At 46.8% G+C, this 26,146-nt stretch carries 22 protein-coding genes and 1 riboswitch; of the genes, 15 read left to right on the top strand and 7 right to left on the bottom strand.

Annotated features, from left to right (window positions below):
• Window positions 1-8: 8 nt before the first annotated feature.
• The gene (locus ACJJIZ_RS14995; protein ID WP_444916207.1) at window positions 9-458 is read left to right on the top strand and encodes a DUF411 domain-containing protein; all 450 of its coding nucleotides are present in this window, start codon (window positions 9-11) and stop codon (window positions 456-458) included.
• A gap of 9 nt (window positions 459-467) precedes the next feature.
• Here the strand turns inward: ACJJIZ_RS14995 and ACJJIZ_RS14990 are convergent, their stop codons facing one another.
• Window positions 468-1,715 (bottom strand): ArsB/NhaD family transporter, encoded by a 1,248-nt coding sequence (locus ACJJIZ_RS14990; protein WP_413662211.1) that lies wholly within the window; start codon window positions 1,713-1,715, stop codon window positions 468-470.
• A gap of 77 nt (window positions 1,716-1,792) precedes the next feature.
• On the opposite strand from ACJJIZ_RS14990, the gene ACJJIZ_RS14985 reads away from it, so the two are divergent.
• Together ACJJIZ_RS14985 and ACJJIZ_RS14980 are read left to right on the top strand one after the other, a co-directional pair.
• Window positions 1,793-3,046 carry an MFS transporter gene (locus ACJJIZ_RS14985; protein WP_413662210.1) on the top strand — a complete coding sequence of 418 codons (1,254 nt, stop codon included), beginning with the start codon at window positions 1,793-1,795 and terminating at the stop codon, window positions 3,044-3,046.
• Window positions 3,047-3,080: 34 nt separating this feature from the next.
• Complete coding sequence (locus ACJJIZ_RS14980; protein ID WP_444897503.1) at window positions 3,081-4,073, top strand: hydrolase; 993 nt, start codon at window positions 3,081-3,083, stop codon at window positions 4,071-4,073.
• A 25-nt stretch (window positions 4,074-4,098) separates the two neighbouring features.
• Here the strand turns inward: ACJJIZ_RS14980 and ACJJIZ_RS14975 are convergent, their stop codons facing one another.
• On the bottom strand, window positions 4,099-5,145 hold the full coding sequence (locus tag ACJJIZ_RS14975; protein ID WP_444913969.1) for a methyltransferase domain-containing protein: 1,047 nt from the start codon (window positions 5,143-5,145) through the stop codon (window positions 4,099-4,101).
• 403 nt (window positions 5,146-5,548) lie between these two features.
• On the opposite strand from ACJJIZ_RS14975, the gene ACJJIZ_RS14970 reads away from it, so the two are divergent.
• Window positions 5,549-6,166, top strand: a complete 618-nt coding sequence (locus ACJJIZ_RS14970; protein WP_444913968.1) for an RNA polymerase factor sigma-70 — start codon at window positions 5,549-5,551, stop codon at window positions 6,164-6,166.
• A gap of 2 nt (window positions 6,167-6,168) precedes the next feature.
• Window positions 6,169-6,372: a zf-HC2 domain-containing protein gene (locus ACJJIZ_RS14965; protein WP_444913967.1), complete on the top strand. Its 204-nt coding sequence runs from the start codon at window positions 6,169-6,171 to the stop codon at window positions 6,370-6,372.
• Between the two features lie 39 nt (window positions 6,373-6,411).
• Here ACJJIZ_RS14965 and ACJJIZ_RS14960 read toward each other — a convergent pair whose 3' ends face one another.
• Window positions 6,412-6,900: a hypothetical protein gene (locus ACJJIZ_RS14960; RefSeq protein ID WP_413662207.1), complete on the bottom strand. Its 489-nt coding sequence runs from the start codon at window positions 6,898-6,900 to the stop codon at window positions 6,412-6,414.
• On the bottom strand, window positions 6,897-7,829 hold the full coding sequence (locus ACJJIZ_RS14955; protein ID WP_444913966.1) for a DUF2092 domain-containing protein: 933 nt from the start codon (window positions 7,827-7,829) through the stop codon (window positions 6,897-6,899). The genes ACJJIZ_RS14960 and ACJJIZ_RS14955 overlap by 4 nt, the downstream gene beginning before the upstream one ends.
• A gap of 222 nt (window positions 7,830-8,051) precedes the next feature.
• Between ACJJIZ_RS14955 and ACJJIZ_RS14950 the strand changes: the two genes are divergently transcribed.
• The 4 genes from ACJJIZ_RS14950 (at window position 8,052) to ACJJIZ_RS14935 (ending at window position 14,321) form a co-directional block, all read left to right on the top strand.
• The gene (locus tag ACJJIZ_RS14950; protein ID WP_444913965.1) at window positions 8,052-8,444 is read left to right on the top strand and encodes a hypothetical protein; all 393 of its coding nucleotides are present in this window, start codon (window positions 8,052-8,054) and stop codon (window positions 8,442-8,444) included.
• An 84-nt stretch (window positions 8,445-8,528) separates the two neighbouring features.
• Entirely contained in the window at window positions 8,529-9,905 is a 1,377-nt protein-coding gene (locus tag ACJJIZ_RS14945) for a TolC family protein (RefSeq protein ID WP_444913964.1), read from the top strand.
• Window positions 9,906-9,919: 14 nt separating this feature from the next.
• Window positions 9,920-11,161: an efflux RND transporter periplasmic adaptor subunit gene (locus tag ACJJIZ_RS14940; RefSeq protein WP_444913963.1), complete on the top strand. Its 1,242-nt coding sequence runs from the start codon at window positions 9,920-9,922 to the stop codon at window positions 11,159-11,161.
• A 13-nt stretch (window positions 11,162-11,174) separates the two neighbouring features.
• Entirely contained in the window at window positions 11,175-14,321 is a 3,147-nt protein-coding gene (locus tag ACJJIZ_RS14935) for an efflux RND transporter permease subunit (RefSeq protein WP_444913962.1), read from the top strand.
• Between the two features lie 288 nt (window positions 14,322-14,609).
• On the opposite strand, the gene ACJJIZ_RS14930 is transcribed toward ACJJIZ_RS14935, so the two are convergent.
• A complete protein-coding gene (locus ACJJIZ_RS14930) occupies window positions 14,610-15,884 on the bottom strand; it encodes a hypothetical protein (RefSeq protein ID WP_444913961.1) in 1,275 nt (424 codons plus the stop codon).
• Window positions 15,885-16,429: 545 nt separating this feature from the next.
• Window positions 16,430-17,716 carry a hypothetical protein gene (locus ACJJIZ_RS14925; RefSeq protein WP_444913960.1) on the bottom strand — a complete coding sequence of 429 codons (1,287 nt, stop codon included), beginning with the start codon at window positions 17,714-17,716 and terminating at the stop codon, window positions 16,430-16,432.
• Window positions 17,717-18,165: 449 nt separating this feature from the next.
• On the opposite strand from ACJJIZ_RS14925, the gene ACJJIZ_RS14920 reads away from it, so the two are divergent.
• The 3 genes from ACJJIZ_RS14920 (at window position 18,166) to ACJJIZ_RS14910 (ending at window position 21,231) form a co-directional block, all read left to right on the top strand.
• Entirely contained in the window at window positions 18,166-19,101 is a 936-nt protein-coding gene (locus ACJJIZ_RS14920; protein ID WP_413662199.1) for an SPFH domain-containing protein, read from the top strand.
• A 918-nt stretch (window positions 19,102-20,019) separates the two neighbouring features.
• Window positions 20,020-20,643 (top strand): class I SAM-dependent methyltransferase, encoded by a 624-nt coding sequence (locus ACJJIZ_RS14915; RefSeq protein WP_444913959.1) that lies wholly within the window; start codon window positions 20,020-20,022, stop codon window positions 20,641-20,643.
• 234 nt (window positions 20,644-20,877) lie between these two features.
• The gene (locus ACJJIZ_RS14910) at window positions 20,878-21,231 is read left to right on the top strand and encodes a DUF1428 domain-containing protein (RefSeq protein ID WP_413662197.1); all 354 of its coding nucleotides are present in this window, start codon (window positions 20,878-20,880) and stop codon (window positions 21,229-21,231) included.
• 217 nt (window positions 21,232-21,448) lie between these two features.
• Here the strand turns inward: ACJJIZ_RS14910 and ACJJIZ_RS14905 are convergent, their stop codons facing one another.
• Window positions 21,449-21,817, bottom strand: coding sequence for a hypothetical protein (locus ACJJIZ_RS14905; protein WP_444913958.1), 369 nt, complete (start codon window positions 21,815-21,817; stop codon window positions 21,449-21,451).
• Window positions 21,818-22,379: 562 nt separating this feature from the next.
• On the opposite strand from ACJJIZ_RS14905, the gene ACJJIZ_RS14900 reads away from it, so the two are divergent.
• From ACJJIZ_RS14900 to ACJJIZ_RS14890, 3 genes are all read left to right on the top strand, one after another.
• The gene (locus tag ACJJIZ_RS14900) at window positions 22,380-23,006 is read left to right on the top strand and encodes a LysE family translocator (protein WP_444913957.1); all 627 of its coding nucleotides are present in this window, start codon (window positions 22,380-22,382) and stop codon (window positions 23,004-23,006) included.
• A gap of 189 nt (window positions 23,007-23,195) precedes the next feature.
• Entirely contained in the window at window positions 23,196-23,804 is a 609-nt protein-coding gene (locus ACJJIZ_RS14895; RefSeq protein ID WP_444913956.1) for a hypothetical protein, read from the top strand.
• Window positions 23,805-24,005: 201 nt separating this feature from the next.
• Window positions 24,006-24,153, top strand: a riboswitch (cobalamin riboswitch).
• Window positions 24,154-24,256: 103 nt separating this feature from the next.
• Window positions 24,257-26,113: a TonB-dependent receptor plug domain-containing protein gene (locus ACJJIZ_RS14890; RefSeq protein ID WP_444913955.1), complete on the top strand. Its 1,857-nt coding sequence runs from the start codon at window positions 24,257-24,259 to the stop codon at window positions 26,111-26,113.
• Window positions 26,114-26,146: the final 33 nt, after the last annotated feature.

The following is a 26,146-nucleotide window of genomic DNA, read 5'->3' as shown; positions in this document are numbered from 1 at the left end:
TCTCACTGGTGATATTGGCCGCACCAGCAAGTTTTGCTGGTGCGGAGGAAAAAAAACAGTGGGATGCCGATAGTTTTATTGTGTATAAACATCCGCTTTGCTTCTGTTGTAACAAATGGGTGGATTATCTACGGGGTAACGACATTGCCGTATCTACCAGTTCTGAGCTGAATATGGCCAAAATTCGGCAGCAATGGGGTGTTCCTCGGGGGATGGAGGGTTGCCATACGGCGGTGTGGCACAACAAATATGTTTTTGAAGGCCATGTTCCCGTCAAACATATCCTGCAATTTATTTCCTCTCCTCCAGAGGATGGAATCGGTCTATTAGTACCCGGGATGCCCGTTGGTAGCCCAGGAATGGAAGTGGATGGAAAGTTTGAACCTTACAATATTTATCTGCTGCTGGAAGGGGGAGACTATCGCCCCTTTGTCCGAGTCGAGAAGCCCCAGAGTTAGCTCTTGTTTTTAGGTCTGTAGCGAGCTGTACCAAATAATATAGAGATAACTCGCTGCCACACTGATAACACTTACCGGCAACATCAATAAAAAGAACTGCCAGAAGTTAAATGGTTGCACACCAAATTTTTCCGCCTGCTGCAGCACTATTACATTGCTGGCTGCGCTGATTATAAATAGGTTACCAGCAACTGTAGATATGGCTGATAGCATCATAAGTGTTTGAGTGTCGTGTTCATGTAGCAGATTCAGGTAGATTTCCACTACGGGAACATTGGAAAACAGTTGGCTGGCAAAAAAACTGACAAAAGTTACGGTTTCAGGTTCAGCCAGATTAATCCCGCTCTTGTGCAGAAAAAACTGTAGTGATCCGGACTTGAGTAGTGAGCCGGTCACAATAAACATAGAAATAAAGAAAAAGAGGGTGGGCCAGTCTACTTCTCTCAGTATTCTTCTTCTTTCATGACTCGCCAGATAAATGGGTGAGCAGGCGACCAAGCCTATTTGACCCAAGGTTGGGTGGTAAATACCTTCTACGTTATGAAGTACACTGCCTAATGCAATTAGAATTACCAGAAGGGCTGCCGACAATAGAGGTGGCCATTTTTGTGCTATCTCATTGTCCTCTCGATGCTGAATGCCTACATTGTGACTGGGTTCGTCAACTTTAAGAAACCTTTTTAACCAAAGAATCGACAGCAGCATGGTGATTGCTGCCGGGATAAAGATCCACTCGGCAAATACCAGAAACATATTGTCAAACTGCCCTGCGTTGGCAATCAAGATATTTTGTGGGTTGCCGACTGGGGAGATCATGCTGCCGATCGTTACGGTGGCACAAAGTAAAATAAGTAGGGGTACAACACCCCAGTTCATATCCCGAGCCATCAATAGAGCGATGGGTACACCAATCACTGCTGCAGCATCATTGGTGAGAAGGGCGGCGCAGACGGCCATGATCAGGACATAGCTTGCCAGTATGGTATTGGGGTTTTTACGGGAGAGTATTCGCCTGCTGATTTGTGCTGAAATCCCTGTGTCGTACAGAGCGGATGCAATCGAAAATACAGAGAATAAGTAGAGGATTAAGTCCCAATCCACTGCAAAGAATGCATCTTTAAGTGTGATTTGCCTCAAGGCCAAAAGTGCTACTGCGCCAAGGGTCATGATGTGCCAGATACGAACGGCAGATGGTAGCCATTGGCGCACGGCTATTAGGATAAAGATGATTGCCGAAACGGTTAAGCTGATAGACATCTATCGTTATCCGAGTGTCGCTAGTCCCAACTGCTACTCTGGTTTTCAGCATTGCTATTTTTCTGAGGCTCTATCCAGTGCAGCAGAGTGCCAACAAGGCCATTCATAAGAGTTTAAACAAACCTCTTCTCTTTACGAATTTCTTTGCTGGAGATGTGGTTGCGGGTTTGGGACCATACCTGGCTATTTACCTGCTCTCAGCCATGCACTGGAAGCCGGGAGATATTGGGGTTGTCCTGGCAATTGGCGGGGTAACCACTGTACTGCTGCAGACACCTGCTGGCGCATTTATCGATAGTACTCGCTTTAAGAGAGGGCTTATTGCCACTTGCGGGATCATTATCGGTATTGTTTCTATCACTATTGTGGAATTTACCAGCCACAAGCCATTGATTTATCTCTCTCAGGTTTTGATGGGAGGCGCAATTGCTTTCGTGGCTCCTTCTATTGCGGCAATCACACTCGGGGTTACCAGCGATAAGAACTTTACCTATCAAACCAGTGCCAACCAGGCCTCTAATCATGCGGGCAATGTCTTTGCTGCTGGGCTTGCAGCGATTCTTGCCCTGACTATTTCCGGGCAGGGGGTGTTCTGGTTGATGGCGGTTATGGGTGCCCTTATGGCGATCTCGGTAGCCTTTATTCCGGGAAAATCTATCGATCATATCCGTGCTCGGGGCGGAGAGCACAAGGATCTAGAGGGCAAAGCACAGCCGTCGGGCTTCAAGTCACTGCTGTCTGACAGGCGCCTGGTCGCTTTGGCTGTCAGCGTGTTTCTATTCCACTTTGGCAATGCCGCGATGTTGCCCTTGGTGAGTCAGAAACTGTCGATTAACTCGAATGCCGATATAGCTATTGCCTTTACATCAGCTTGTATCATCGCCGCCCAGTTTATGATGATGCTGATGTCCTTTCTGTGTGCGGCCAAAGCGGATACCTGGGGGCGCAAGCTAATCTTCCTTATCGGTTTTTTTATCAATCCGGTACGGGCGCTGTTGTTTATGTCTACGGACAATCCGTACTTCCTGGTAGCAATTCAATCCCTGGATGGCGTGGCTAATGGTATATTTGGCGTCATTATTATTTTAATGTGTGCCGACCTGACACGTGGTACGGGCCGTTTCAATGTTACTCAGGGCGCTATGGCCGCCTTGGTGGGAATTGGTTCGGCATGTAGTAATTTTTCTGCGGAATATATTGTTCAGTATTTTGGCTATGGCGTTGCTTTTCTTACTTTGGGAGCTATTGCTCTGATCGCCGGTACATTTTTTCTGATTTTTGTCCCAGAAACGAAAGGGGCAACAATCCCTAAACCATCAGCAGGAAACTGATAGCCCCGGTTGTTTCGACTATTGATAGAAATCTATGGTTAATTCTTTTTCTCCAGCCCCAGGCCTTGGCAATCGACATATTCAGACCGTATTCAGTCGTTTTCACCGCGCCACCCCCTGGATTGAGACAGATTGCCGCTGGTACGAAACGCCTGATGGCGATCGCCTTTCTTTGCATTTTCCCAGGCCGCTACGCAATGATCCCGATTATCCTCTGGTATTGATACTTCACGGTTTGGGAGGTTCGGTAGAGTCGCCCTATGTGCAGGGGCTGATGGAAACCCTTCTGGCATACCATTATCAGGTCGCTGTAATGCATTTTCGAGGTTGTGGTGGTGTGCCTAACAAGTTGCCGAGGGCCTATCACAGTGGTGACACTGAAGATCCTCGCTGGCTGGTTAGTGAACTTAAGAAACAGTTTCCATTAATGACGATTGCCGTGGTTGGCTTCTCATTGGGCGGAAATGTTGTTCTGAAAATGTTAGGTGAAGATGGTGGCCGCGGGCAGGTAGCCGCTGGGATTGCTGTCTCGGCGCCAATGGACCTCCATGCCTGTAGTCGCTACATCAACACTGGTATATCCCACCTTTATGAGCGCCACCTGATTAGCGGGCTTCGTTTGAGCCTGCTTCATAAGGCGAAAGACCCACAGTTGGCTGCGGCCTTACCCGATCTCAATTGCAGTGAGGACTTTGTCGATTTCAGGCATTTCGACAATGCTTTCACTGCGCCGTTACATGGTTTTCGTGATGTGGATGAGTATTACACCCAGGCATCCAGTAAGCCTTTACTCAAAGATATTCGCACGCCGACTTTGATTATCAACGCCGTTGATGATCCTTTTATTTGTCCATCAGCGATACCTGTAACCAGCGAAGTTAGTTCTGCTGTCGATTTGGCGGTGAGTGATCGAGGGGGGCATGTAGGGTTTATAGATGGGACGGTATGGAGCCCCAGTTATTGGCTGGAGAAAAAAATACCCTACTTTTTGGGGGCAGTCGTTGGGTTTCCAAAGGGAGCCCGTTAGGGGGCTCCCATTTCCAGGCTCAGGGTTAACAGCACTGGGTACTCGATTGATCCGCTTCGGGAGTGTCGCTGGCAAATGGCATTTCCTTGCCGCAGCCGGGAAACAGGCCAAAGTGCCGCGAAAAATCGCCAATAAACTCGAAGTGGGGTGCGAGACGGGTCTCTGCGAGCATTCTCCAAGTATTACCGCACACAGGGAATACTCGTCCGGTCTCAATAATGTGGTGTCCATCGAGAACGAATTGATCGGCAGAGCCCGGTAGTGTGCCTTTGTAAATCACTGCTTGGCCGTAATCCTCACAGTCTTTTTCCAGTTGCGCTAATTTGAACAATCGATAAGTGGCGGAAAAAAATCGAATTGATCCACAGCGCTGGGCCAGGGTTGGGTTGGTGATAAGTAATGGCCGACTCTCCACCAGGCGTGGATCGCGGAAGCCGCTGCCCTGAGCAATTTCCAGAAAGTCATTCCAGTAGAGTGCGCCCCCAAGACACTCGCCAAACAGTTCGGGGTCAGAGCTAATTGCGGGGGGAATGCGGCGGTCGGCATAGACATCGGAGAAGTAAAATTCTCCCCCTTGTTTCAGCAGCCGGAACAAGCCTTTGAGAACAGCATCTTTGTCTGTGGAGAGGTTAACCACACAATTGGAAATGATCACATCAAAGCTTTCAGGCTCTAATTCCAGTTCCTCCAGCTTTTCGATGTAGCCGTGCAGGAAGCGGACATTGTCATAGCCAAACTTGTCGGCGTGATGGGCTTGGTGCTGCCTGGCCACAGCCAACTGCTCTTCCGTCATATCGACACCAACTACTTCACCTTTTGGACCTACCAACTGGGAGAGCAAGTAAATATCCCGGCCTGAGCCACAGCCAAGATCCAGTACCCGGCAGCCTTCCAAAAGTGGAGGGCAGACAAGTCCACAGCCGTAATAGCGGGATAGGACATCGGGATGAATATTGGACAGCAATGGTTTTAGCCACTCTGGCATATCGCTGGGATCACAACAGGCATTGGTCTTCAGGTCTGAAGAGTTCTTTAGTTGGCGTCCGTAGTAGTCCTGTACTAAATCGTGCATTGGCTCTTTACCTATTGCGGGGGTTAACCAAAAAGGCGCAGTTGCGCCGGTATTGGCGCTCTTTGTAATTTTGCTGTGGAAGTGTAACAAGTCTGCGGTTCCCTCGACTAAAAACCAGAGGAATCACGGAAGAGTTGAGGAGTTAGAGGTTCTTCTGGCCAAAGGTTTCCGCTTTCGAAACTGATGCAGAGCTCTATACTGGCATGATATTTCACTCATTCTGGCTCGAGAGGCGGGGTAAAGCAGAAAAGTCTCAATTGGCACAAAAATACCAGCATGATGCACTAGATATTTCAGAATCAGCAAAATTGCCTTTTGGCGCCAGTGGGAATTGGTTTGTAGAGAATCGCATTATTTTCGTTAATATCGACTCTCTCCGCTTCGATATTATGAGGGAACGTAATTGAGCGATCACCTAGCTCCCAGTGCTTCGACAGCCTCCGCCGAGGATTCCTTACAGAATTCGCAGTTCCTGGTGGATTTGCGCCAGCAGATGCTGCGTTTTGCCAGTTTGCAGTTGCAGGATACACAGCTGGCTGAGGATGCTGTTCAGGAAGCATTGATGGGTGCCCTAAAGAACTCGCGCAGCTTTTCCGGTCGCTCGGCTTTGAAGACCTGGGTCTTCGCCATTCTCAAGAACAAGATTGCCGACATATTGCGACAGAGGCAGCGCTTCGTAGATGCGGATCAATTGGTTCGTGGGGACAGGGAAGAATATGATCACGATGAGCTGTTTGATCAGACGGGGCACTGGCAGAAGGATGAAAAGCCCAAACGCTGGGCTGATCCTGAGTCGGCAATTCACGATAAGCATTTCTGGCGGATCTTTGAGGCCTGTCTCAGCCATCTTCCCTCGCGCCAAGCGCAGATCTTTATGATGAGGGAATTTATTGAGCTGGAAAGCCATGAGATCTGTGCTGCCATGGAGATTACCGTTAGCAATTTAAATGTCACATTGCACAGGGCGCGCCTTCGCTTGCGCGAGTGTCTGGAAGATAACTGGTTTGGTGTGGAGAAGTGACAATGATGAAGACCTGCCGGGAAGCCACGAAGCTGATGTCTGAGTCCCAGGAGAGGGACCTGCTCATTTCCGAGAAGGCGAGCCTGAAGTTACATCTGGCGGTTTGCACACCTTGCCGCAATTTCGGCAAGCAGATGAAGACCCTCAGGCATATCACCAAATCTTATGCTCAGGGTGGCCCCGAGAAAGCTGACAACGAAAAATAGCATTTCGCACTTGGGGCCACTTATCCAATATTGGCGTTCCTAGCGGGGAGGGCGAACCGGGCGGTAGGCGATATGGCCACCGACAAAGTGCGGTTCATACCAGTAGGACCCGCAGTGCTCATAGGTAACGTTACCAACAGTTACTGCAACACAGCTGCGAGGCAACGTATATAACCACCCGCCGACACCTACGGCTGCTGCCGTACCCCAAAATGCTGGTCCCGGGTAGGGCCAGTAGTGGGGGCGCCAAGGGGGCGGTGGGTAGGGTGGATGATGGGGGTGAAATGGGGGGTGATTGGGAAAGCGCCTTGCAAACTCCCCCGGGGCATAGCCACCGTGGAAGCCTCCACCCATCGGACGCATCCCATTAAAATGTCCCCCAATATTGAAATGAGCCCCACCACCACCAAACCGACCAAAGGCTTCGGCTGAGGGACTGGCCAATGCAGTCAGTAGTGCCCCCGTGACCAGAGCAGGCACAACCAGTTGTGCAAGGAAACCCGTCTTTTGACCGTTGCGATGCATCATGGTGTGGCCTCCTTATTGGGTTCCGCCTTCTTAAACTGAATCTGCTTGAGCTTGTCGATGGAAGGGGTAAATTGCCCGGCGGCACCAGGTTTGGCTTCCATCCATTTCAAGGTGGCAATAAAGCGCGGCTTGGCGGGGTCGCGGGTGTTTACTGTTGAAATACGCAGGGGCAGAGGCTTGTCACCAGCCTTGATCCAGATTTCCCAGTCCAGGTTTTCAGAGCGAAATGCCCAGTGCTCGGTTTTTTGGCCGTCAACCATAGGCCGGTTTACCAGAAAGCCTTCTTTGATACCGGACCAAACATTTTCCTTCCTTCCCCATTCGAGGAGGTCGGCAAAAGGAATCTCAATGCCGTAATCCTTGGCGGCTTTGGTTAAAACTTCCGCTGTAGGCTGGGGTGCTTCCATTTCTGCGAAGTAACCATCGCGGGGAGCAATCACGGTGAACTTGTCGCCATTGTGAATGAATTGACGGGTAATAGAATCTGTTTTCAGGTCTACACGCAGTTGCTTGGGTGGCATTGCCATGTATTTGACGGTACCGCCAATCAGGAGCTTTTCCTGATTCTCCAGAACGACCTCAGTGAATATATCGGCGTTAAACATCATCATTTTGAGGCTGGCGAGGTAGTCACCCATTCGTTTCAAGGTTGCCATCGCCTTGGGGTCTAGGGGCTCGTTTGATTCCATGGCCCCCATTTGGCCTTGAGGAGGTTTGCCTTGCTGCATTTGCCCTGGTGGCTGGGGGGGATTGCTGTCATCGGTCGATTGAGTGGGGTGCCCTGGTGGCGGGGTTTGGCCTTGGGAGCCAGTGCTATCGGATTGCGGGGGTGGTGTCGGGTTTTGAGCGACAATCGCAGGGGCTAATGCCACCGTCGCTGCAAGAATCAGCGCCCTAGCCAAGCCACCAAAGGGTTGAAAAGCAAGCATTTACCGGTACCTCCCAATACATAGCCATAGTTGTGGCATCTGAATCAGTGTAGAGGAGAACCTTCGCGCCTGCTGTTGCGTAAAAACGAGTATTGAAACGAGACTGGCTATCCAGAATTGCTGGTCAATAAGCTGTTGTTTTACAAAACTTTTGCCGTATTCAATTGAGGCTCTGGGTTATGTTTGCTAGAGTCGATCCATTATTGATACTAGCCTGCTCCTATGAATGTGGTTCGTCTGTCATTTTTACTGATTGCGCTGCTGATTTTCCAGACAGCTGGCGCCTTCTATGACAGTCATGATGAGCTAGAAGATATCACCATCCACTTCTCTTCAAATCATACAGATCAACTCCCGGGGGTAGCTCCTACTGACGAGCCTGATGGGGGTTCCGTCACTTTCTCGCTGCCTTCCTCCGGTGAAGAGCAATCTACACCGACGTTGGATTTCTGTAATCACTGTTGCCATTGTCACGGAATTAATGCAACCGGGCTTTTGGGGCAGTCTTATCAACCTCTTCTTCGGGGCACTATCAGTTACAGTGACACAATCAGTGCAGCTGTGCCCTCAGGTTATTTTTCTCCACTTTTACGCCCACCTATAACCCAAGTCTGATTAGTTAAATACTGCGTGTGCCGCTATAGAAGTATGTAGCTTTTGCTCGCACACGATGATCGAGTTGTGACTTGGGAGAATTCCATGGATTTTTTTTCCACGCTCTCGCTGAGCGTGATTGGTCGTACATCCTTTAGATTTTTGTTGACGACCGCTCTACTTATGTCTGCGCAAGCTACCTCTGCGCAGAGGGGAGAAGTATTGACGTTGCCAGAGGCAATACAGAAAACTCTGGCACAAAATCCCCAGATTGCAGTTTTTCCACTCCAGCAATGGGCATTGGATGGTGCTGAGTTCACAGCCGGCCTACGTCCTGCATGGGATTTTGGTTTCGAAGCTGAGTATGCGGTATACGGAGATGATGGTTCATCAAGCTCAAGCTCAAGCTCAAGCTCAGGCTCCCCCGGCCGGCCCGGTCCGCCAAGTGACGACGATGATGATGATGACAAGGAACTTGAGCTGACTGCTTCTTTGTCATCAGTTATTGAGTTGGGGGGCAAACGCCAGGCTCGAATCGATGTTGTCAATGCTCAGCGGGACCTCTTAATTGCCGATGAGCAAGCGACAGCACTGGATGTCTTGGCCGAGGTGGTTCGTGGCTATGCGCAAGTACTCGCTGCCGCAGAATTACTGATTCTGGAAAAAGAGAAGGTCTCGCTGGCGCAAGAAGCGTTGGACGCTGTAACTACAAGGGTCAATGCTGCTGCGTCCCCCATAGCTGAACGCATGCGGGCTGAGTCTGCACTGGCGAATGCCATTTTGGCCGCCGAGGCACAGGAGCGAATGCTGAGCTACTACAAGTACGCACTATCCGCGCTGTGGGGGCAACCTACCCAGGACTTTGCAGTTGACTCCAGCGTGCTCTTCCGATTTGAGCCAAATGCCAGCTTTGATGTTCTGTACGAGCGGGCTCAGGAAAACCCTTCTATTGCCCGTTTTGCCTCTGAAGAGCGCTTGCGCGCATCTCACCTGCATCTGACACAAGCGAAGTCGACACCTGATATTGGTTGGTATGCAGGCTATCGGAACGACAAAGAAGATGATGAGAATGCTGTTGTTGTTGGCTTTAACGTGCCGCTTTTTACCGGGCGACGTAACCGGGGTAAAGAGATTTCTGCAATGGCTGAGCTGGAACAGGTTCAGTTGGATAGAGAGGCGGCATTGCTGAAGCTCTATCCCCAGCTTTTCTTGGCGGTAACGAGCCGTGAACAAGCGCTGGCCATTGTTGACGAAATGCAAAATACCGTTATTCCCACATTGCGTAAGGCGCTTTCTGAGGTTGACCGGGCCTATCGCCGGGGGCGCTATTCCTATGTTGAGTTGATCTCTGCCCGCGAGGAATTGCTCGATGCTGAGCGCTCGAGAATTGTGGCGGCACGCTCTGTTCATGTGTATGGAGCGGAAATTGAGAGGTTAACTGCCCGGCCATTGGGTGTCGTGGTTGTCGAGAGCAGTAGATGAAGTTGAGTTTAAAAATGAGCAGATTAAATAGAACTTTTAAGCTAGCGATGCTGTTCCTAATCCTTTTGGTACCTCAAGGGTGGGTGGCAAATTTTAGTTATGCCAGTGGCTCCCACGGTGGAGAGCATCATCAAGAAGAAAGTAAAGGGCCACATGGGGGTCGCCTCTTAGAGCAGGGGGATCTTGTGGTTGAGCTGGCTCTGGTAGAGCGGAGTGGTAAGGCTGAGTTTCGCGCATGGATTCAGGAAGACGGAAAAGCGCTGGACAATGCAGAATTGACCCTAACTCTGGTTCGACTTGGGGGTGAATCGCAACATATTGCCTTATACCGTGATGCAAATATTGATTACTGGCGCAGCCAAGAACATCTGGCTGAACCCCATTCATTCGACATTGAGCTCTCTTTGATTCACAAGCGAGGCCGTGCCAAATGGCAGTTTGAATCACATGAAGGAAGAGTAAAGATAGATGAAAGCACGGCGGAAAAGGCCGGCATTAAAACTGCGATAGCCGCACCGGGAGTTATTCAAGAGCGTATTACCCTTTACGGTAAAACTACTATCGATCATCGCAGCCTCAGTCATGTTCGTGCTCGTTATCCAGGCACCGTTGTCACGATTGAGAAAGCGTTGGGAGATTCAATACAGAAAGGAGAAAAGCTTGCAACAATTGAGTCCAATGACAGCTTGCAAACTTACTCCTTGATAGCGCCTATCAGCGGTCAGATTATCGATAAGCAGGCCAGTCGAGGGGAGTTTAGCGGTGACCGGGTACTGTTTACGATTGCGAACTACAAGCAAATATGGGCAGAGCTTCAAGTATTCCCCACTCGCCGGGGACAAATTGCTCGCGGACAAAAAGTTTCTATTACCGCCGATGGGCTCTCATTTGATTCGACAATTGTCAGCTTGGCACCGGGGGGCAATGGCACGCCTTTCGCAATAGCCCGCGCGATGATTGAGAATCCAGAGGAAATTTGGACAACAGACCTGATGGTTCAAGCTGATGTTGTCACCAATGAGAGTCCCGCGCCTTTAGTGGTGGAAAATCAAGCGCTACAACCCTTCCGCAATTGGACCGTTGTGTTTGTAAAAGTAGGGGATGCTTATGAGATTCGCCCACTGGAACTTGGGCGGACCGATGGCAGGGTTACAGAGGTATTAAGTGGACTCAACTCTGGAGACCGCTACGTCACTGAAAACAGTTACTTAATCAAGGCGGATATAGAGAAACCCGGCGCTGCTCACCACCATTAATTGAGGCCAGAAGATGATTGAAAGCATCCTGCGCTTCTCCATTGAGCGGCGTTATTTCGTATTGTCCCTAATTTTTATTCTGGTGGGGCTAGGGGTTTGGAGTTACCAGAAACTCCCTATTGATGCGGTCCCCGATATCACCAATGTTCAGGTGCAGATTAATACTGAAGCACCTGGTTACTCGCCTTTAGAAGCTGAACAGAGAATCACCTATCCGGTAGAGGCGGCACTTGCCGGACTTCCCAACTTGGAGTACACCCGTTCGATTTCGCGCTACGGGCTATCCCAAGTGACCGTGGTTTTCAAAGAGGGGACAGATCTCTATTTTGCGCGAAACTTGATAAACAGTCGTCTGGGTACCATCGAGAGCAATCTGCCCCCTGGGTTGGAGCCGGAAATGGGGCCCATTGCCACCGGGCTCGGTGAGATCTTTATGTATACCGTGGAGGCTCTGCCCGGAGCAACCCAGCCCAATGGCCAGCCCTACGACGCCACTGCACTGCGGGAGATTCAGGATTGGATTATTAAACCGCAATTGTCTCTCGTTCCGGGGGTTACGGAACTAAATACTATCGGTGGCTATAACAAGCAGTATCACGTAACACCGGACCCCCGCCAGATGCTTAACTTCGGCGTATCTATGGAGGACATTGCCGAGGCTTTGCGTCGCAACAACGAAAGTCGAGGTGCTGGATATCTGGAAAATAATGGACGCCAACTGTTAGTGCGTTCACCGGGACAACTACAGAATATCGGAGAAATTGAAGACGTAGTAATTACCAGCCGATCCGGGGTGCCGGTTAAAATTTCTGATGTTGCTGAAGTCGCTATTGGTAAAGAGCTGCGTACCGGTGCGGCTACGCGAGATGGTGAAGAAACCGTATTGGGCACCGCTATGATGCTGGTGGGGGAAAACTCCCGCGAGGTGGCGCGCAATGTTGCGGAAGCTTTGGAGCAAGTAAAATCCACTGTACCTGAAGGTGTAAAGGTGGAAGCGGTTTACGATCGCACGACGCTCGTGGACAAAGCCATCGCTACAGTACAGAAAAACCTTATTGAAGGTGCGTTGCTGGTAGTCGTCGTGCTGTTCTTGCTGCTTGGAAATATTCGGGCTGCCTTTATTACGGCCGCTGTGATCCCGCTGTCCATGCTTGCCACTATATTTGGTATGGTGCAAACCGGTGTTTCTGCCAACCTGATGAGTCTCGGTGCGCTCGATTTCGGTCTGATTGTCGATGGGGCTGTAATTATCGTAGAAAATGCGATTCGCAGGCTCGCCGAAGCCCAACAGCGCAAGGGCGGTAAGTTACCTCTGCAAGAGCGACTGGAGCTGGTATTCCAGGCCACCAATGAAGTGATTCGCCCGAGCCTTTTTGGAGTGTTGATTATCACGGTGGTGTATATTCCTTTGTTCACACTGACTGGTGTCGAAGGAAAGATGTTTCACCCTATGGCCGCTACTGTGGTTATGGCGTTATTGGCTGCATTGGTTCTTTCTCTCACCGTAGTACCTGCAGCAGTTGCTGTTTTTCTCACCGGGAAAGTCAGTGAAAAAGAAAATAAGGTGATTGTTGCTACTAAGTCACTGTACAAGCCGCTTTTAATTGCCGCAATGAAAGTGCGTTGGCTGGTACTATCAGGGGCTCTTGCTTTAGTACTGTTTTGTAGTTGGCTAGCTACTACTCTCGGTTCTGAGTTTATCCCTCAGCTTAATGAGGGCGATATTGCACTACACGCTTTACGTATTCCGGGGACTGGCCTCGAGCAGTCGGTGGAAATGCAGCGTCTACTGGAGCAGCGCATTAAGGAGTTCCCCCAGGTAGACAAGGTATTTGCAAAAATTGGTACTTCAGAGGTAGCTACAGATCCAATGCCTCCGAATGTGGCTGATAACTTTGTGATCCTGAAACCCAGAAATCAATGGCCCGATCCAAAACTGCCTCAGGAGCAATTGGTGGCAGAAATCGAAGCAGCCGTTCGAGAGCTTCCAGGTAACAACTACGAATTTACCCAGCCAATCCAGATGCGTTTCAACGAGTTGATTTCTGGTGTGCGTGCAGATCTGGGCATCAAAGTATTTGGTGATGACCTGGACCAGCTGGTCGCTTCGTCTAATCAAATCCTGGGTGTGTTAAATAGGATTGAGGGTGTAGCCGATGCTCGAGTAGAGCAGGTTGAAGGTCTGCCAGTTCTCTCTGTAGTCCCCAAGCGTATAGCGCTTGCCCGCTATGGTATCGACCTGAAAACCCTACAGGACTTGGTATCAACCGCAATTGGTGGGGAATCTGCAGGGCTGATTTATGAGGGTGACCGTCGCTTCCAATTGGTAGTAAGGCTGCCGGAAGGGCTGCGCCGGGACTATGAAAACCTTGGTGACTTACCTGTACCTTTACCCGCTGGTAGCCCGCTAGGTAGCTATGTGCCCTTGTCTGAAGTAGCCAATCTTGAAATGACACCGGCTCCCAATCAAGTCAGTCGTGAAAATGGCAAGCGCCGTGTAGTGGTAACCGCGAATGTACGCGATCGCGATTTAGGATCTTTTGTAGAGGAGGCAAAAGCCCGAATCCAACAACAGGTGTCTTTGCCTGCCGGTTACTGGTTGGTATATGGAGGTACATTTGAACAACTGGAATCTGCAAGTACGCGTCTTTCTATCGTTGTCCCGCTGACGCTTTTGGTAATCCTCGGTCTTCTAGTAATGGCTTTCGGCTCATTCAAAGATGCCTTGATCATTTTTACAGGAGTTCCCTTAGCGCTAACTGGCGGGGTGCTAGCTCTATGGCTGCGCGGTATGCCTCTATCGATTTCTGCAGGGGTTGGGTTTATTGCCCTTTCTGGTGTTGCGGTTTTAAACGGCCTGGTAATGCTGTCATTTATTCGTCAGCTGCGGCAACAGGGCGGTGAGCTTTTGGTTTCGATTATTGACGGAGCAATGATTCGTCTTCGTCCTGTACTGATGACTGCTCTGGTCGCCAGCTTGGGGTTCGTGCCTATGGCATTGAATGTGGGTACCGGCGCAGAGGTACAAAGGCCCCTGGCCACGGTTGTGATTGGGGGGATTATTTCTTCCACACTTCTAACTCTGTTTGTACTTCCGTTACTTTATCGGATTGTGCATGGCAGGGGAGGAAACGAGATGGCTAAAAACTCTATTAAGTAGATGTTTCTGCCTACTTCACCTCACAAAAGAGGTGAAGTAGGTGTAGAACCAATGAGGCAAGATTCAGTTAATTTATTGACTCCTAGTGACGCTCTAAACAAAAGGTATGAGTGCAGGTCGTTCGGCGTCCTAATAAACTCCCCTATAAGTCTGTAAGATAATCTTAGTGTTTAATATACAGACTGCGTATGGTTTAAATGCATTGCTTTTATGGCGCTGTGTTTTTGAGAGTGGTACATGCCGAAAGTGACTCGATAGCTTGAGACGCCTAGTTTATGTGCAGCTGATTCATATCAAATTCTTTAGATTGTTGATATATTTTTCAGCAAAATTTAAAGCGTTATTTCTTTTTGTCAGTGGCTCACAGTATGAAAAGACAAAAACGGAACTTTTTTCTGTTGAATAAGTGCTCAATGATATTGGATGGGCTCCGTGAGTTTGGAGTGAGGTACCTATGATAGGTTCAAAAAAATTCATGTGCACACCCAGGGATTCCAGGTTACCCAAGTTGGATACGCATAATCCTTCAAGAAAGTAGGGATTGTTGGTTTCGTATTTTTCAACCCACTCAATAATATTCCCTAAATCATAGTTCTTGTGAAAGTTAAACTTACAATATTCGCCGGACTCTGCCTGCCGATCAAGTTCAATCTGTAAGTGCTTTGCCAGCTCCCAGGTGTTCTCGATATCGATATCTGGTGTAACCTCAAGAGTAGTAACTGCAGAAAAGGTACCAATAACGCTTAACTCGATTCCGGTGCCGCATAGGTCGCGGACATCCATGGGTAATAATATTTTGATCCATTCTCTGTGATTTGGCAGTATGTTTGATGCCTGGATGGCAATAGCACAAAAAAGCGCACTAGGTCTTACTTTGTGTTTTCTGCCAATAGTTGCAACGTGAGAGAGTTCCTCCAAAGGAAATTTGCGATATAAAATATGGCCCTCCCGTTCAGTAACAAAAGCGGCTTCTTCTACTGGCCGTTTAAATAAATTTTCTTTAATTCCAGATGTTTGCTGGTTGGAGAAATGCTTGCTTGAATCAAAGTAGGTCTCAACAGGGTCGTATAACGGCTGTCTATCTAACCTGAATCTTCCTTGATCCAAAAAATACAAATCTAAAATATAGAATATTATCCCGGCAGACCGGCCGTCCAATGCAGCATGATTACTGACCATAGATATGTAGTCGACTTTACCGAGTGAATTTAGATAGAAGGAAAGAGTATATGTACATGCTTCAACATTGAGTCCTGTTTTACCTCTGCGAGTATATTCGTATTCAATATTAATGGGTTTTGAAAGCTCCCTTATCTCTAAAAGGATATCCTCAAAGGGTACGTCGCAATACCAGCGCAGTTGCTCACCTGACTCAACACGAGCCTGTAGAAGGGGGTAAATTTTATGGATTAAAGAAAAGGCAGTTTTAAGTTGCTCAACACTCAGTGGAATTAGAACTCTATAAAAGGAAACTAGCAAGGTTCCCCCGCAAGTTCTCCTGGCTAGCTCGGTAAATAATGCTTCTTCAGGCCCCAGCACCCTGGAGAGCTCTCGGCTGGACATAGGTGCTCTTTCCAAGAACAGATTGACTTAATGTCAAACTTAATAAAATAGAAGTTAAGATGCAAAGATATTGATGCCTAAATATTACTTGCTTATCTATATATACATGTTCGGAGTACATAAGTGTTGGCTAAGATTTGTCGTGGCTTGATCTAATGTTGACTGGTTTGAGGTGCATTACTTGAGTGGGGGTATGGGGCAATAGCTCCTTTGGAATACATGTATGCCTTTCAATAAAGCTAGTAATGTCGCCTCCTTTTGGTAGGTTACATTAAAAATCAAGTACTGAATTTTATATGGTTTATTGGCTTAAGGTTGATGTTTGGTGAAATCTGTGAGATGTATATGATATGACTGACTGTACTTGGTTGGCGTTGCCAATATTTCCTTACATTGATTTTTGGTGGTCACTTGCAGTGACCAATTGATTCTTTGTTGGAGAATCGTACATAAGGTGAAATTATTTTGGGGTAGCCTCAGCTGATTAGGGAGTAGTGGGCGCCTTTGCTTTACTTTTGCTTTTGTTCGTTTTTTCAAGTCAAGGGTTAGTTCTCAGGTTCTAAAAGCCTCTTGATAGTGTTGATGAATTTTTCTGCAAAGTTCAAAACACTATCTCGTTTTGTGAGTGGATCACAGTACGAAAATATAAATACAGAATTACGTACCGTTGAATAGGTTAGTAGTGAGATAGGGTGAGCCCCATGTGTTTGAAATGGAATTGCCGTGATGATTTCAAAGTACTTCATTGCCGTGCCAAGCGCTTTCATGCTGCCTACATTAGATATACACATTCCTTCAGAAAAGACAGATTTCTTTTCCTCATAATCCTGAGCCCATTCAATAATATCCTCGAGTTTATATTTCTTGGGGAACATGAACTTGAATGGTTCTCCTTCTTCCGCCTGTTTATCAAGCTCAATCTGTAAGTGGCGCGCTAGTTGCCAAGTATCTTCTATATCTATATTGGGCATGATTTCAAGAGTGGTTGCTGATGAAAAAGCACCTACTGCACTTAATCCAATTTCAGTGCCGCAGAGTTCACGAACATCCATGGGTAGTAAAATTTTTATCCAATCTTTATGGTTGGGTAATATTTTGGATGCTTGAATCGCAATGGCGCAAAACAGGGCGCTTGGCCTTACCTTGTGACTTTTCCCTATTTTTACAAGTTGTGAAATTTCTGCAATCGTAAATTGCCGATATATAGCATGACCTTCACGTTCTGATACAAAAGCAGGTTCCTCTACGGGCCAATTAAAAAGTTCATCTTTTTGAGAAGATGGTTTTTCATGGGCAAAGTATTTAGAGGAGCTAAAGTAGCTTTCGACAGCTTCGTAAAGTGGTTGTCCGCCCAACCTGAATGTTCCTTCATCTTTAAAGAATATGTCCAAAATACAGAATAAAGTCATCACTGATCGGCCATCCAAAGCTGCGTGGCTGCTGACTAGTGAGATCCATTCAACTTCGTCATGGGAATTGATATAGAAAGAAAGTGTATATGTGCATTTTTCAACATCAAGGCCCGTCTTCCCCCGGCGATTGAATTCAGCCTCGAAATCAAGAGGCTCCTTCAATTTTCGAACCTCAATTGGGATTGACTCGAATGGTACGTCGCAGCGCCATCGAAGCTTGTTGCCGGACTCAACTCTTGCCTGTAAAAGTGGGTAGATTTTATGTGCCGATGCGAAACCACTTATCAATTTTTCAACGCTAAGAGGGGTGAGTACTTTGATAAAGGAGATTACTAATGTCCCCCCGCAAGTTCGCCTTGCCAACTCGGTGAACATAGCCTCCTCTGCACCTAATACTCTGGAGAGCTCTGTAGCCGGCACAAAGTACCTCCTTTTTAAAGCCCATCCATATCATGTAAAGTAACTTGAATAGGCTTGAATCGCAAAAAACAATTGCTTAAAGATAAATGACTGTAGATTTGATTTTGGATACTTTGTTGCAGAAGAATAGTTAAGTGATGGTAAGTTGTACTAACAATAGTTTTATTGGTGCGGGTTTTAATTTAAGGGTTTTTCCAGGAAAATTGTTGTTTATTGGTCTGTAGCGGGTTTAGTGAAGTTCTTTACATTTGCTTTTACCCTGCTGGGGGGGGGTAGTAGACTTACAGTTGGGTTTTGGACAGTAGCTTTGTGGCCAGCATGTTGTAGTTGATGTAAGCTGTGGGTGAGTGCTCTTAGTAGGGGGGATATTTGCTTATCCATTGGTTGCCCCTTGCTGAGTAAGATAATTTGCACATCTTATATAATTTATTCTGACTGGGCTTTTAAATATGCCGGAACAACTCTTTACACTTTTACCTTTTTGGCCTGCGATACTTGGAGCTGTAGTACTTTTTTTGCTAGCTAAATCCATCGTGATAGTGGAGCCAAAGCAGTACCACTTCGTGCTATTTCTTGGTAAGTACTGGAAAACTGCCACCCCTGGTTTCAACTTGATTATTCCCTACCTTTCCTGGGTAGACAAAAAAGCCTCAACGGCTCTACACGAAACCCCTGTTGAGTTGAGTCTAAAGACCAGTAATCATGTCACATTTGGCTTGATTCTAAAGGTTCAGCATCAGGTGTCGTCGGATGTGCAGCTTGCATACAAAGCTCTCTATGATCTAGAGAATTACCAGGCACAGCTGAAGTCGTTTGCAACAGATGCAGCTATTCCTGTTGCCAATGGCATTGAGCTGGAAGACGTTTATAACAAAAAAGAACATATAGCTGACAAGGCTAAGGAGCGCCTTCGCCAATTTTTCCACGACTTTGGTGTAGAGATTGTCGATGTATTATCAGATGAGCCGCGGCTTCCCAAGTCGGTAGAAGTTCAGGCTAACAAAGTTATGGAAATGCAGCGGGAGAAGCAGGCCGCTACCTACGAGGCTGAGGCGATCCGGGAGCGCGAAGTGGGTAAGGCTAAAGCTGATGGCGAGTCCGTAAAGATTCGTATGGAGAAAATGGGGGAGGCACGACGGGTATATGCACAAAGTGCAGCCGAGGCTATTAAGGTTCTCACCAGCGCTGGTACCAGTGCAGACGAAGCGTTGCGCTTTATGACTGCCATTGCAGATAATGATGCGCTGGTAACCGCTGCACGTCACGGTAGTACTGTGGTAATGGCTACCAGCCAGGCGCAGCAAGTACCAGTCGCTTTGCCGTTACCTGATAAGTCGGCTGCGGTAGCAAAACAACGGCCGCTGAGAGAGCCCGAGCCTGTCTAGTAAGGTCATCCGAGGGGTAAGCCTATGGGCTTATCCTTTGGTAGCTTCGGGGTATCTTGATAGTACTTTACTCCGATAGTTGATGTCGTACTGCTCAGCGCTACAGTACTTGATATTCTAAGTGGTACAACTACAACATTTTTCATGCTCCTGGCGCTGCTTATATTGCTTTATCAGTTGTCTTTGGTCGTAATTTGAGTCAATGGGCCGATATGATCTTTGCTAGGCATTTTACCGGCGAGTCCAAGCCGGCTAGTCCCGACTATGGTTGGCCCAAGTTAAGGTATGAATTGATTGTATTTATAAAAACACTGTTAGCCTGCGTAATCACCCTAGCTCTCATTCGAGCAATGACATGAATGATCGGTAATCTAGATAAATCATTTGCACTTTATATGTGGGATGATATTTTCAAAGCACTCTTATTTTTTTGGCTTATTTTTGGCCCTGGATGGAGGACTATGTTTCGCCTGTTTAGAAGGCCGTTGAAGCAAAGCTCTTAGAGTATTTTGTGCTATTGCTGTTTCGAAGTTCTATTATGACTCCTAGTGTGTATTTGGTCTGCATAGCTAGTGGCGGAAAATTATACGTGATATCGAAGCTGTCAAGTTTTTACCTGGAAGATGATGCTCGTATTATGTCTCGGAAGGGCAAGGTATCGCTATTTTGTAGTTTGTTGGTATTGGGCAGGAGTATTGATGTCCACTATCGCGCCAGTATTGGTCTCACATGAATTGTTGCATCTCAAGAAGTTATTGGTAGGGTAATGCTTGGAGGGGGTCCCAGCTGCTAATAAATAAGAATAATATGGTTTTTTTGATTTTGACCTAAGAGCTAGGGTAAGAGGTGCAGCTATAGTAGCTCATATATATTATCTTGCCGCGGCTGCTTAAAGAACCTTATTTGTCGGGGGCAGAAATGCACCATCACAAATTATTCAGTGACAAGAGTGAGCTTTATAAGACTGCTAGGCCAACCTATCCTCCAGAGCTTTATAAGTGTCTCTCAAGCTTGGCTCCATCAAATAAACTTGCCTGGGATTGTGCATGCGGTAGTGGTCAGGCAGCGATAGGATTGGCTAAACTATTTGGTAGTGTGTACGCAACTGATATTAGCGCCGAGCCAATAAAAGCGGCTAAAGTTCACCCTAATATTCACTATCAAGTAGGACCTGCTGAGCAGTGTGACCTGGCAAATGAGAGTTGTGATTTGGTTTGTGTAGCCCAGGCGTTGCATTGGCTTAACCTTGATGATTTTTGGCCCGAAGTTCTAAGGCTTTTGAAACCAAAAGGTATTTTTTCAGCTTGGGGCTATAACTGGCCAGTCTTAGTTGGAGATCTGGCTCAAATATTCAATGAACTTGTTTTGGGTCCAATAGAGACGTACTGGGCTCCACAAAACAAGTTGCTCTGGAATCATTTTAAGGATATAGACTTTCCTTTTAGTGCTATACAGATTTCGAAGCCAACTATGGAGGCAGTCTGGGACCTGAATGAGTTTTTAATTTTATACATACTTTTTCGGCTGTGCGGAGATGTATAGATGACACGGGTGGTGAATTTATGGAGCGGACCTACCGTAAGGCCAGGGAGGTTTGGAAAATACCACAAGAGAGAAGAGTGATAGCATTTGATTTTGTGCTCTATGTAGGGCGTAAGAAAAATTGGTGATAGAGAGGTATCGCTATCACTAGATCAGGGCAGTAGAAGTGCTTTGCAAATCTGTATTTAATTTAAATAGTAACTTATCAAATTAGAAAATGTCGGGGAGTTAAAAATGTCTTATGCAGATGGATTTGTAGCAGCTGTACCCTCAGATAACAAAGAAGAATATATTAAGCATGCAAAAATTGCTGCAGAGGTATTTAAAGAGCAGGGGGCCCTAAAGGTTGTTGAAACTTGGGGTGATGATGTTCCAGAAGGCGAATTAACCTCTTTTCCTTTGGCTGTAAAGTGTGCTGGCAATGAAACTGTAGTGTTCTCCTGGGTCCTCTGGCCTTCTAAAGAGGTTCGAGACTCTGGATGGCAGGCGGTTATGGATGATCCGAGGATGAATCCAGATCAAAACCCCATGCCATTTGATGGTAAGAGGTTAATCTATGGTGGCTTTAATATTATTCTTGATAAATAAAGTTTATCTATAGTTTGATTGTGTGTCGATAAGGACTGTTTGTTGAACTTTGACCCTATATAAGTACGGAGTCAGATTATATTGAGGATGCTTTTAAGGCTGGGTGGTCATGTCGGGGAAAGGTAGTATTGGTTAGTAATGTGTACTTTCTTTCTTCTACAACTATAAAAAGGGCATAGTTCAAGTATGCCCTTTTTTGTTAATTTTAAATTATTACTTAGCTTCCATCTTCAAATGAGGCGATAGCAGATGCTGTGTCCCATGAACCATCTTGATAAAGTATTGTTGCCTTAGCGGTATATGCCCTAAATGCACGAATCGTAAAAGAACAATACCTGTCAGAAGTGGTTCCACAACTATGAGCATCATCTGACCAAATTACGGAACTAATTACTTTGCTCGTATCTTCTTCTATTCTAAATGCCGCAGTTGCTGTATTCGCACCCCATACTAATGCGAAACAAACATTTGGTCTGTATGTATCAAACTTAATGGTGTCGACATAGCACTCCATTGTTGCAGCTGTTGTGTGAGAGCTGATAAAAAAGAGGGCTGCTATGATTCCTGTGCCCAGTAATCTTTTCATAAATGTTCCCTATAAATGATTTCTTAATTTTGTGAGGGTATTCCACATTACTTACCACGATTGAATGGTATACGCATAATTTTTCAATATACAAGTATTTTGTTTGATGGTTTTCCTTGTTATGTGATGGCGTTTATATATTTAAGGGCTTGTAGAGTACTGCTGGTAAATATTTTGTTATTCAGGTTGTACGTAGGTTCCAATTTGTGGCTGGTTGTTAGGTTTGTAGATATTTTCTGCCAATTTCTGATGGTTGCATTGGTAAATACCGGCCGTATAAAGAATAGTGCGCCGCCAGACGAAAAATGGCTGATAAAATTTGAAGGGTATATAAAGAGAGCTTTTAGTGGCCGGGTAAGGATAATTGAGTGATCTCTATTGTTTCCTATAAAGTTAGTGCTCTTTATCTTTTCAGTTTTGGAGATGGGGTAATTTAGACTGGTTTAAAATAGCTAGCTCCTTCGGTCTCTCTTGGTTGTTTATATAGCATATGGTAGGTAAGGTTAGCCCTGTCAGTGATTTCCATTTCCTTGAGATAGTAATAGTTGCTAGGGTGAGTTAAATGGCGTTTGAAAATTGGTTGGCCTTTTGCGCAATCGCACTCTTGGCAACTGCTACCCCTGGCCCAGCGGCACTACTGGTCTCTATCAATACTCTATCGAATGGTGTTAGAGGAGGTGTGTTCACGGCATTGGGCAATATATCTGGTTTGTTTGTTATGTCCGGGCTTTCAGTTATTGGATTGAGTGTACTTGTCCTTAACTCTTCTTTGGCGTTTACTGTGGTAAAGGTGGTTGGGGCTGGATATCTGATTTATATGGGAGTTAAGCTTTGGAAAAATGGAATAGGAAGAGTGGATTCTTCTGATGTAACTTGTAATGCTAGGCGAGGTGCATTGAGTTTGTATATTCAAGGGGGCTTAATTGCCTTAACGAACCCTAAAGCGATAATATTTACAACCGCGCTTTTCCCACAATTTATTTCGTTATCCGACCCACTATTACCTCAATTTTCCTTACTGGTCTTCACTTTTATGGCATTATCTTTTAGTTGTTTATTTTGTTATGCCTTGTTAGCTTTCGGTACCAAGAAATGGTCAAGGAGTATGGCTTCAAGTCGATTTCTCGGTCGGATATTTGGTTCCACTATTGTTGGTGCTGGTTGTATTTTAGTTGGCACATCAAAATAGGAATATGTATGTAAGAATATACAAAAATCTATTTTGGGTGCTTCTGTAAAATATACAGTATTCCTTATGCAGTCAGAAGCAAGGTGGTAAGTAGGTAGCAGCTAGATGAATAGGGTAAGCCGCACCCTTTGCTTAATATGTCCCCCCCCCCAAAAAAAATACAGCAAGTAGTTTCGCGAGTTACGTAGTATGGATATTAAAGATTATATTGAGTTGATCCATAGTTTTTCAAAGACAGATTTTGAACTTCATGGAGGTGGAAACTCTATCTGTTTTCGATTGCAAGAGGAAAGGGATTTTGTTTTTCCGAAAGAGTTTCAAGAGTATATAGTTCGCTATGCGCCTGCCCACAGCCAATATCTTGATGGCGTGGGCAATCCAATTGATCTTTATAGTGCCAGGCGCTTGTCATGGGTGATGAATGGATATAACTACAACCCGGTTGATAATCAGCCAATACCCGGTTGGGATAAAACTTGGTTTTTATTCGCCGATGAGGGGGCAGATCCAATCATTGTTGACTTGGCCGAAAGCAACCGAAATTCAAAGGTATATCGTGCCATGCATGGGGTTGGGGGGTGGGATTTTAGGTCTATCGCCGATTCAATAGGGCAATTTCTACTATGCGCTTCAGCTCTACATCATGCGCTCTCCGGAATAGTTGGCAAAGATGTACTTGTTGATGATGGATGTGGGTTTAATCTTCATGAAAGAAGTGCATCTTGGTTGTTTCCATTCTTTCGTCAATATGCGGATAAATATTACACAGATTGGCTTGCAGTATTTGATAATAGTTAGCGGAATGATTTATTGATAAATTCTTTATTATGGCTGCAACTCAAGGTTGATCTCAGTTTATGTGAAGGTACCTTGCTAAGCGCTTTTGAAATCTTGCTCATGAATAACTAGTACATATGTAATGAGGGAATACCCAACTCACGAACAAGCTTCCCTCACATTTTTTGGCTTCTGTTGACTTTCCGGTACCTTTCCACTAGTTTCGCGACCACGATTAGAGGTGCCTTCTGCCCTGAATTGGCTGAGAAGGTTAAACGGGAAGTCCGGAAATCCGGCGCTGCCCCCGCAACGGTGATCCACCTGTATTCTAAGTGGTAAGCCCGATACCGGCCTCTTTTCTAAACACGATGGAGCGGAGGGCTACCATCTTGCAATACGATCTTTCGCGCTTCGGCGTGCCGCATTGCTATTCCTCCCTCGATCCCATGTGCTTTTGTCTTAGGGGTTGAAACTTGAAAAAATCTATATTGAGCCTGGCTGTACTGTCAGCCGTGAGCGCGCCGTCTTTTGCTGAATCCACTGTTACCGAATCTTCAATTCCAGACCTGGAAACCGTGGTTGTTGTGAGCTCCCGTCAGGGCGAGCCGCTGCGCCAGGTAGCTACTTCAGTAACTGTATTGGATGAAGAGCAGCTAAAAGAGCGGGGATTGGTGTCCCTTGCCGATGTTTTGCGCAGTGTGCCTTCCGTGTCTGTTACCAATACAGGTGGTATGGGCAAGACAACCTCCTTGAGGGTACGTGGAGAGTCCGGTTTCAGAACCTTGGTCCAGATAGACGGTATCGACATTTCTGACCCAACCGGTACCCAGGCGGGGGCTCATATTGAACATATTATGAGCAGCAACTTGCAGCGCGTGGAATTATTACGCGGTCCACAAGGTATGCTCTACGGAGCCGATGCCGGTGGTGTACTGGATATCTCGACTCGTCGCGAGGGAGAAGGGCAGCGCTTTGAGGTGTCAGCTGAGGGCGGTAGCTTCGATACTGAACGCTACAATGCCAGTGCTAGCGGAGCCAATGAAGCACTGGATTATTTTGTTTCTGCAGCGGCGGCAGAAACCGATGGTTTTAATACCAGTAGTTATGACACGGAATTGAGAGATGACGATGGTTACGATAATGAAACCTTGCATGGCCGTGTAGGTTGGAATATTTCTGAGCAGTGGCGACTTGAGGCTGTGGCGCGGGATACCGATGCTTCAGGTGAGTATGATCGCTGCGGTTGGCCCTCTCAGGATGATTGTAACTTTGATTTCAGCCAGGAAAGTGTTCGTGTCAGCTTAGCTCATAAAGGCGAAGATGGTCAGCAGGAGTTGGCTTATGCACGTTCTGATTTGCAGCGTACCTATATCAGTGAAGGCGTGCCCTTTTATGAAGCGGAAGGTGATATCGAAAAGTTGAACTTCACCGGTTCCTACGGGTTTAGTCGCGAATATGGAATGGTCTACGGGGTAGAGCATCGTGAAGATACTTCGGGAGACCTGGATCGGGATCAGTGGGCAGTTTATTCCGAATATCAGGGAAGCTATGCCGATCAGGCTTATATCACCCTTGGCCTTCGCCATGACAATAACTCTGATTTTGGCAGCTACAACAGCTTCCGCGCCAGCTCAGCCTATTTATTTGAGGATGTTGCCAACGGTACGGTAAAAATAAAAAGTAGTTACGGCACTGGCTTCCGTGCCCCGAGCTTATATGAAGTTGACTACAACGCTACCGCATTCGACTGGTTAACTTTTACTCCATTAGAGTTGCCGTCTCTTAATCCGGAAGAGAGCCGAGGCCTGGATCTTGGTGTTGAATACTTTGGTGAAAACTCTCTCTACCTGGAGTTCGTACTGTTTAAACAGGTCATTGAGAATGAAATCGGATTCGATATGGTCGACTACACAGGTTACCTGCAAAGCAGTGGAGAAAGCGTGTCCCAAGGCGCTGAGTTTGTTGTCGAAGCGCAATTGACTGATAGTTTGTTGCTTTCTGCCAACTACACCTACACCGATGCTGAAGAAGCCGATGATTCTCCCCGAGCCCGCAGTCCCAAGCACTTGGCGAATCTCGGCTTCACTTATAAGCCTACCAGTGACTTGAGCCTTGTTATGAACCTGCGTTCCAGTGCGGATGTGGTAGATAGCGATGGCACCTCGCTGGATGATTATCAAGTGCTAGATGCCAGTGTCCGTTATCAGCTGAACAACTCCACGACGGTATTTGTTCGGGGTGAAAACCTCACCGATGAAGATTATGTGGAAGTCACTGGCTATAACACTGCGGGCCTCGCCGGTTATGCTGGTGTGGAATTCAGCTTCTAAAACACTTTTTTTATAGGTTCTTGAACTGAGGTG

It is taken from the genome of Microbulbifer maximicatervae (SeqCode) (assembly GCF_052467225.1).
The sequence above is the reverse complement of the archived record's forward strand: the minus strand, read 5'-3'. Positions and strand labels throughout refer to the sequence as shown.

Excerpts from the sequence above, each read along its gene's own strand:
- ACJJIZ_RS14955 (WP_444913966.1), bottom strand. The coding sequence starts at position 7,829 with ATGCTTGCTTTTCAACCCTTTGGTGGCTTGGCTAGGGCGCTGATTCTT.
- ACJJIZ_RS14910 (WP_413662197.1), top strand. The coding sequence starts at position 20,878 with ATGTCTTATGCAGATGGATTTGTAGCAGCTGTACCCTCAGATAACAAA.
- ACJJIZ_RS14940 (WP_444913963.1), top strand. The coding sequence starts at position 9,920 with ATGAGCAGATTAAATAGAACTTTTAAGCTAGCGATGCTGTTCCTAATC.
- ACJJIZ_RS14980 (WP_444897503.1), top strand. The coding sequence starts at position 3,081 with ATGGTTAATTCTTTTTCTCCAGCCCCAGGCCTTGGCAATCGACATATT.
- ACJJIZ_RS14965 (WP_444913967.1), top strand. The coding sequence starts at position 6,169 with ATGATGAAGACCTGCCGGGAAGCCACGAAGCTGATGTCTGAGTCCCAG.
- ACJJIZ_RS14935 (WP_444913962.1), top strand. The coding sequence starts at position 11,175 with ATGATTGAAAGCATCCTGCGCTTCTCCATTGAGCGGCGTTATTTCGTA.
- ACJJIZ_RS14895 (WP_444913956.1), top strand. The coding sequence starts at position 23,196 with ATGGATATTAAAGATTATATTGAGTTGATCCATAGTTTTTCAAAGACA.
- ACJJIZ_RS14915 (WP_444913959.1), top strand. The coding sequence starts at position 20,020 with ATGCACCATCACAAATTATTCAGTGACAAGAGTGAGCTTTATAAGACT.
- ACJJIZ_RS14950 (WP_444913965.1), top strand. The coding sequence starts at position 8,052 with ATGAATGTGGTTCGTCTGTCATTTTTACTGATTGCGCTGCTGATTTTC.
- ACJJIZ_RS14975 (WP_444913969.1), bottom strand. The coding sequence starts at position 5,145 with ATGCACGATTTAGTACAGGACTACTACGGACGCCAACTAAAGAACTCT.
- ACJJIZ_RS14945 (WP_444913964.1), top strand. The coding sequence starts at position 8,529 with ATGGATTTTTTTTCCACGCTCTCGCTGAGCGTGATTGGTCGTACATCC.
- ACJJIZ_RS14930 (WP_444913961.1), bottom strand. The coding sequence starts at position 15,884 with ATGTCCAGCCGAGAGCTCTCCAGGGTGCTGGGGCCTGAAGAAGCATTA.
- ACJJIZ_RS14990 (WP_413662211.1), bottom strand. The coding sequence starts at position 1,715 with ATGTCTATCAGCTTAACCGTTTCGGCAATCATCTTTATCCTAATAGCC.
- ACJJIZ_RS14905 (WP_444913958.1), bottom strand. The coding sequence starts at position 21,817 with ATGAAAAGATTACTGGGCACAGGAATCATAGCAGCCCTCTTTTTTATC.
- ACJJIZ_RS14920 (WP_413662199.1), top strand. The coding sequence starts at position 18,166 with ATGCCGGAACAACTCTTTACACTTTTACCTTTTTGGCCTGCGATACTT.
- ACJJIZ_RS14960 (WP_413662207.1), bottom strand. The coding sequence starts at position 6,900 with ATGATGCATCGCAACGGTCAAAAGACGGGTTTCCTTGCACAACTGGTT.
- ACJJIZ_RS14900 (WP_444913957.1), top strand. The coding sequence starts at position 22,380 with ATGGCGTTTGAAAATTGGTTGGCCTTTTGCGCAATCGCACTCTTGGCA.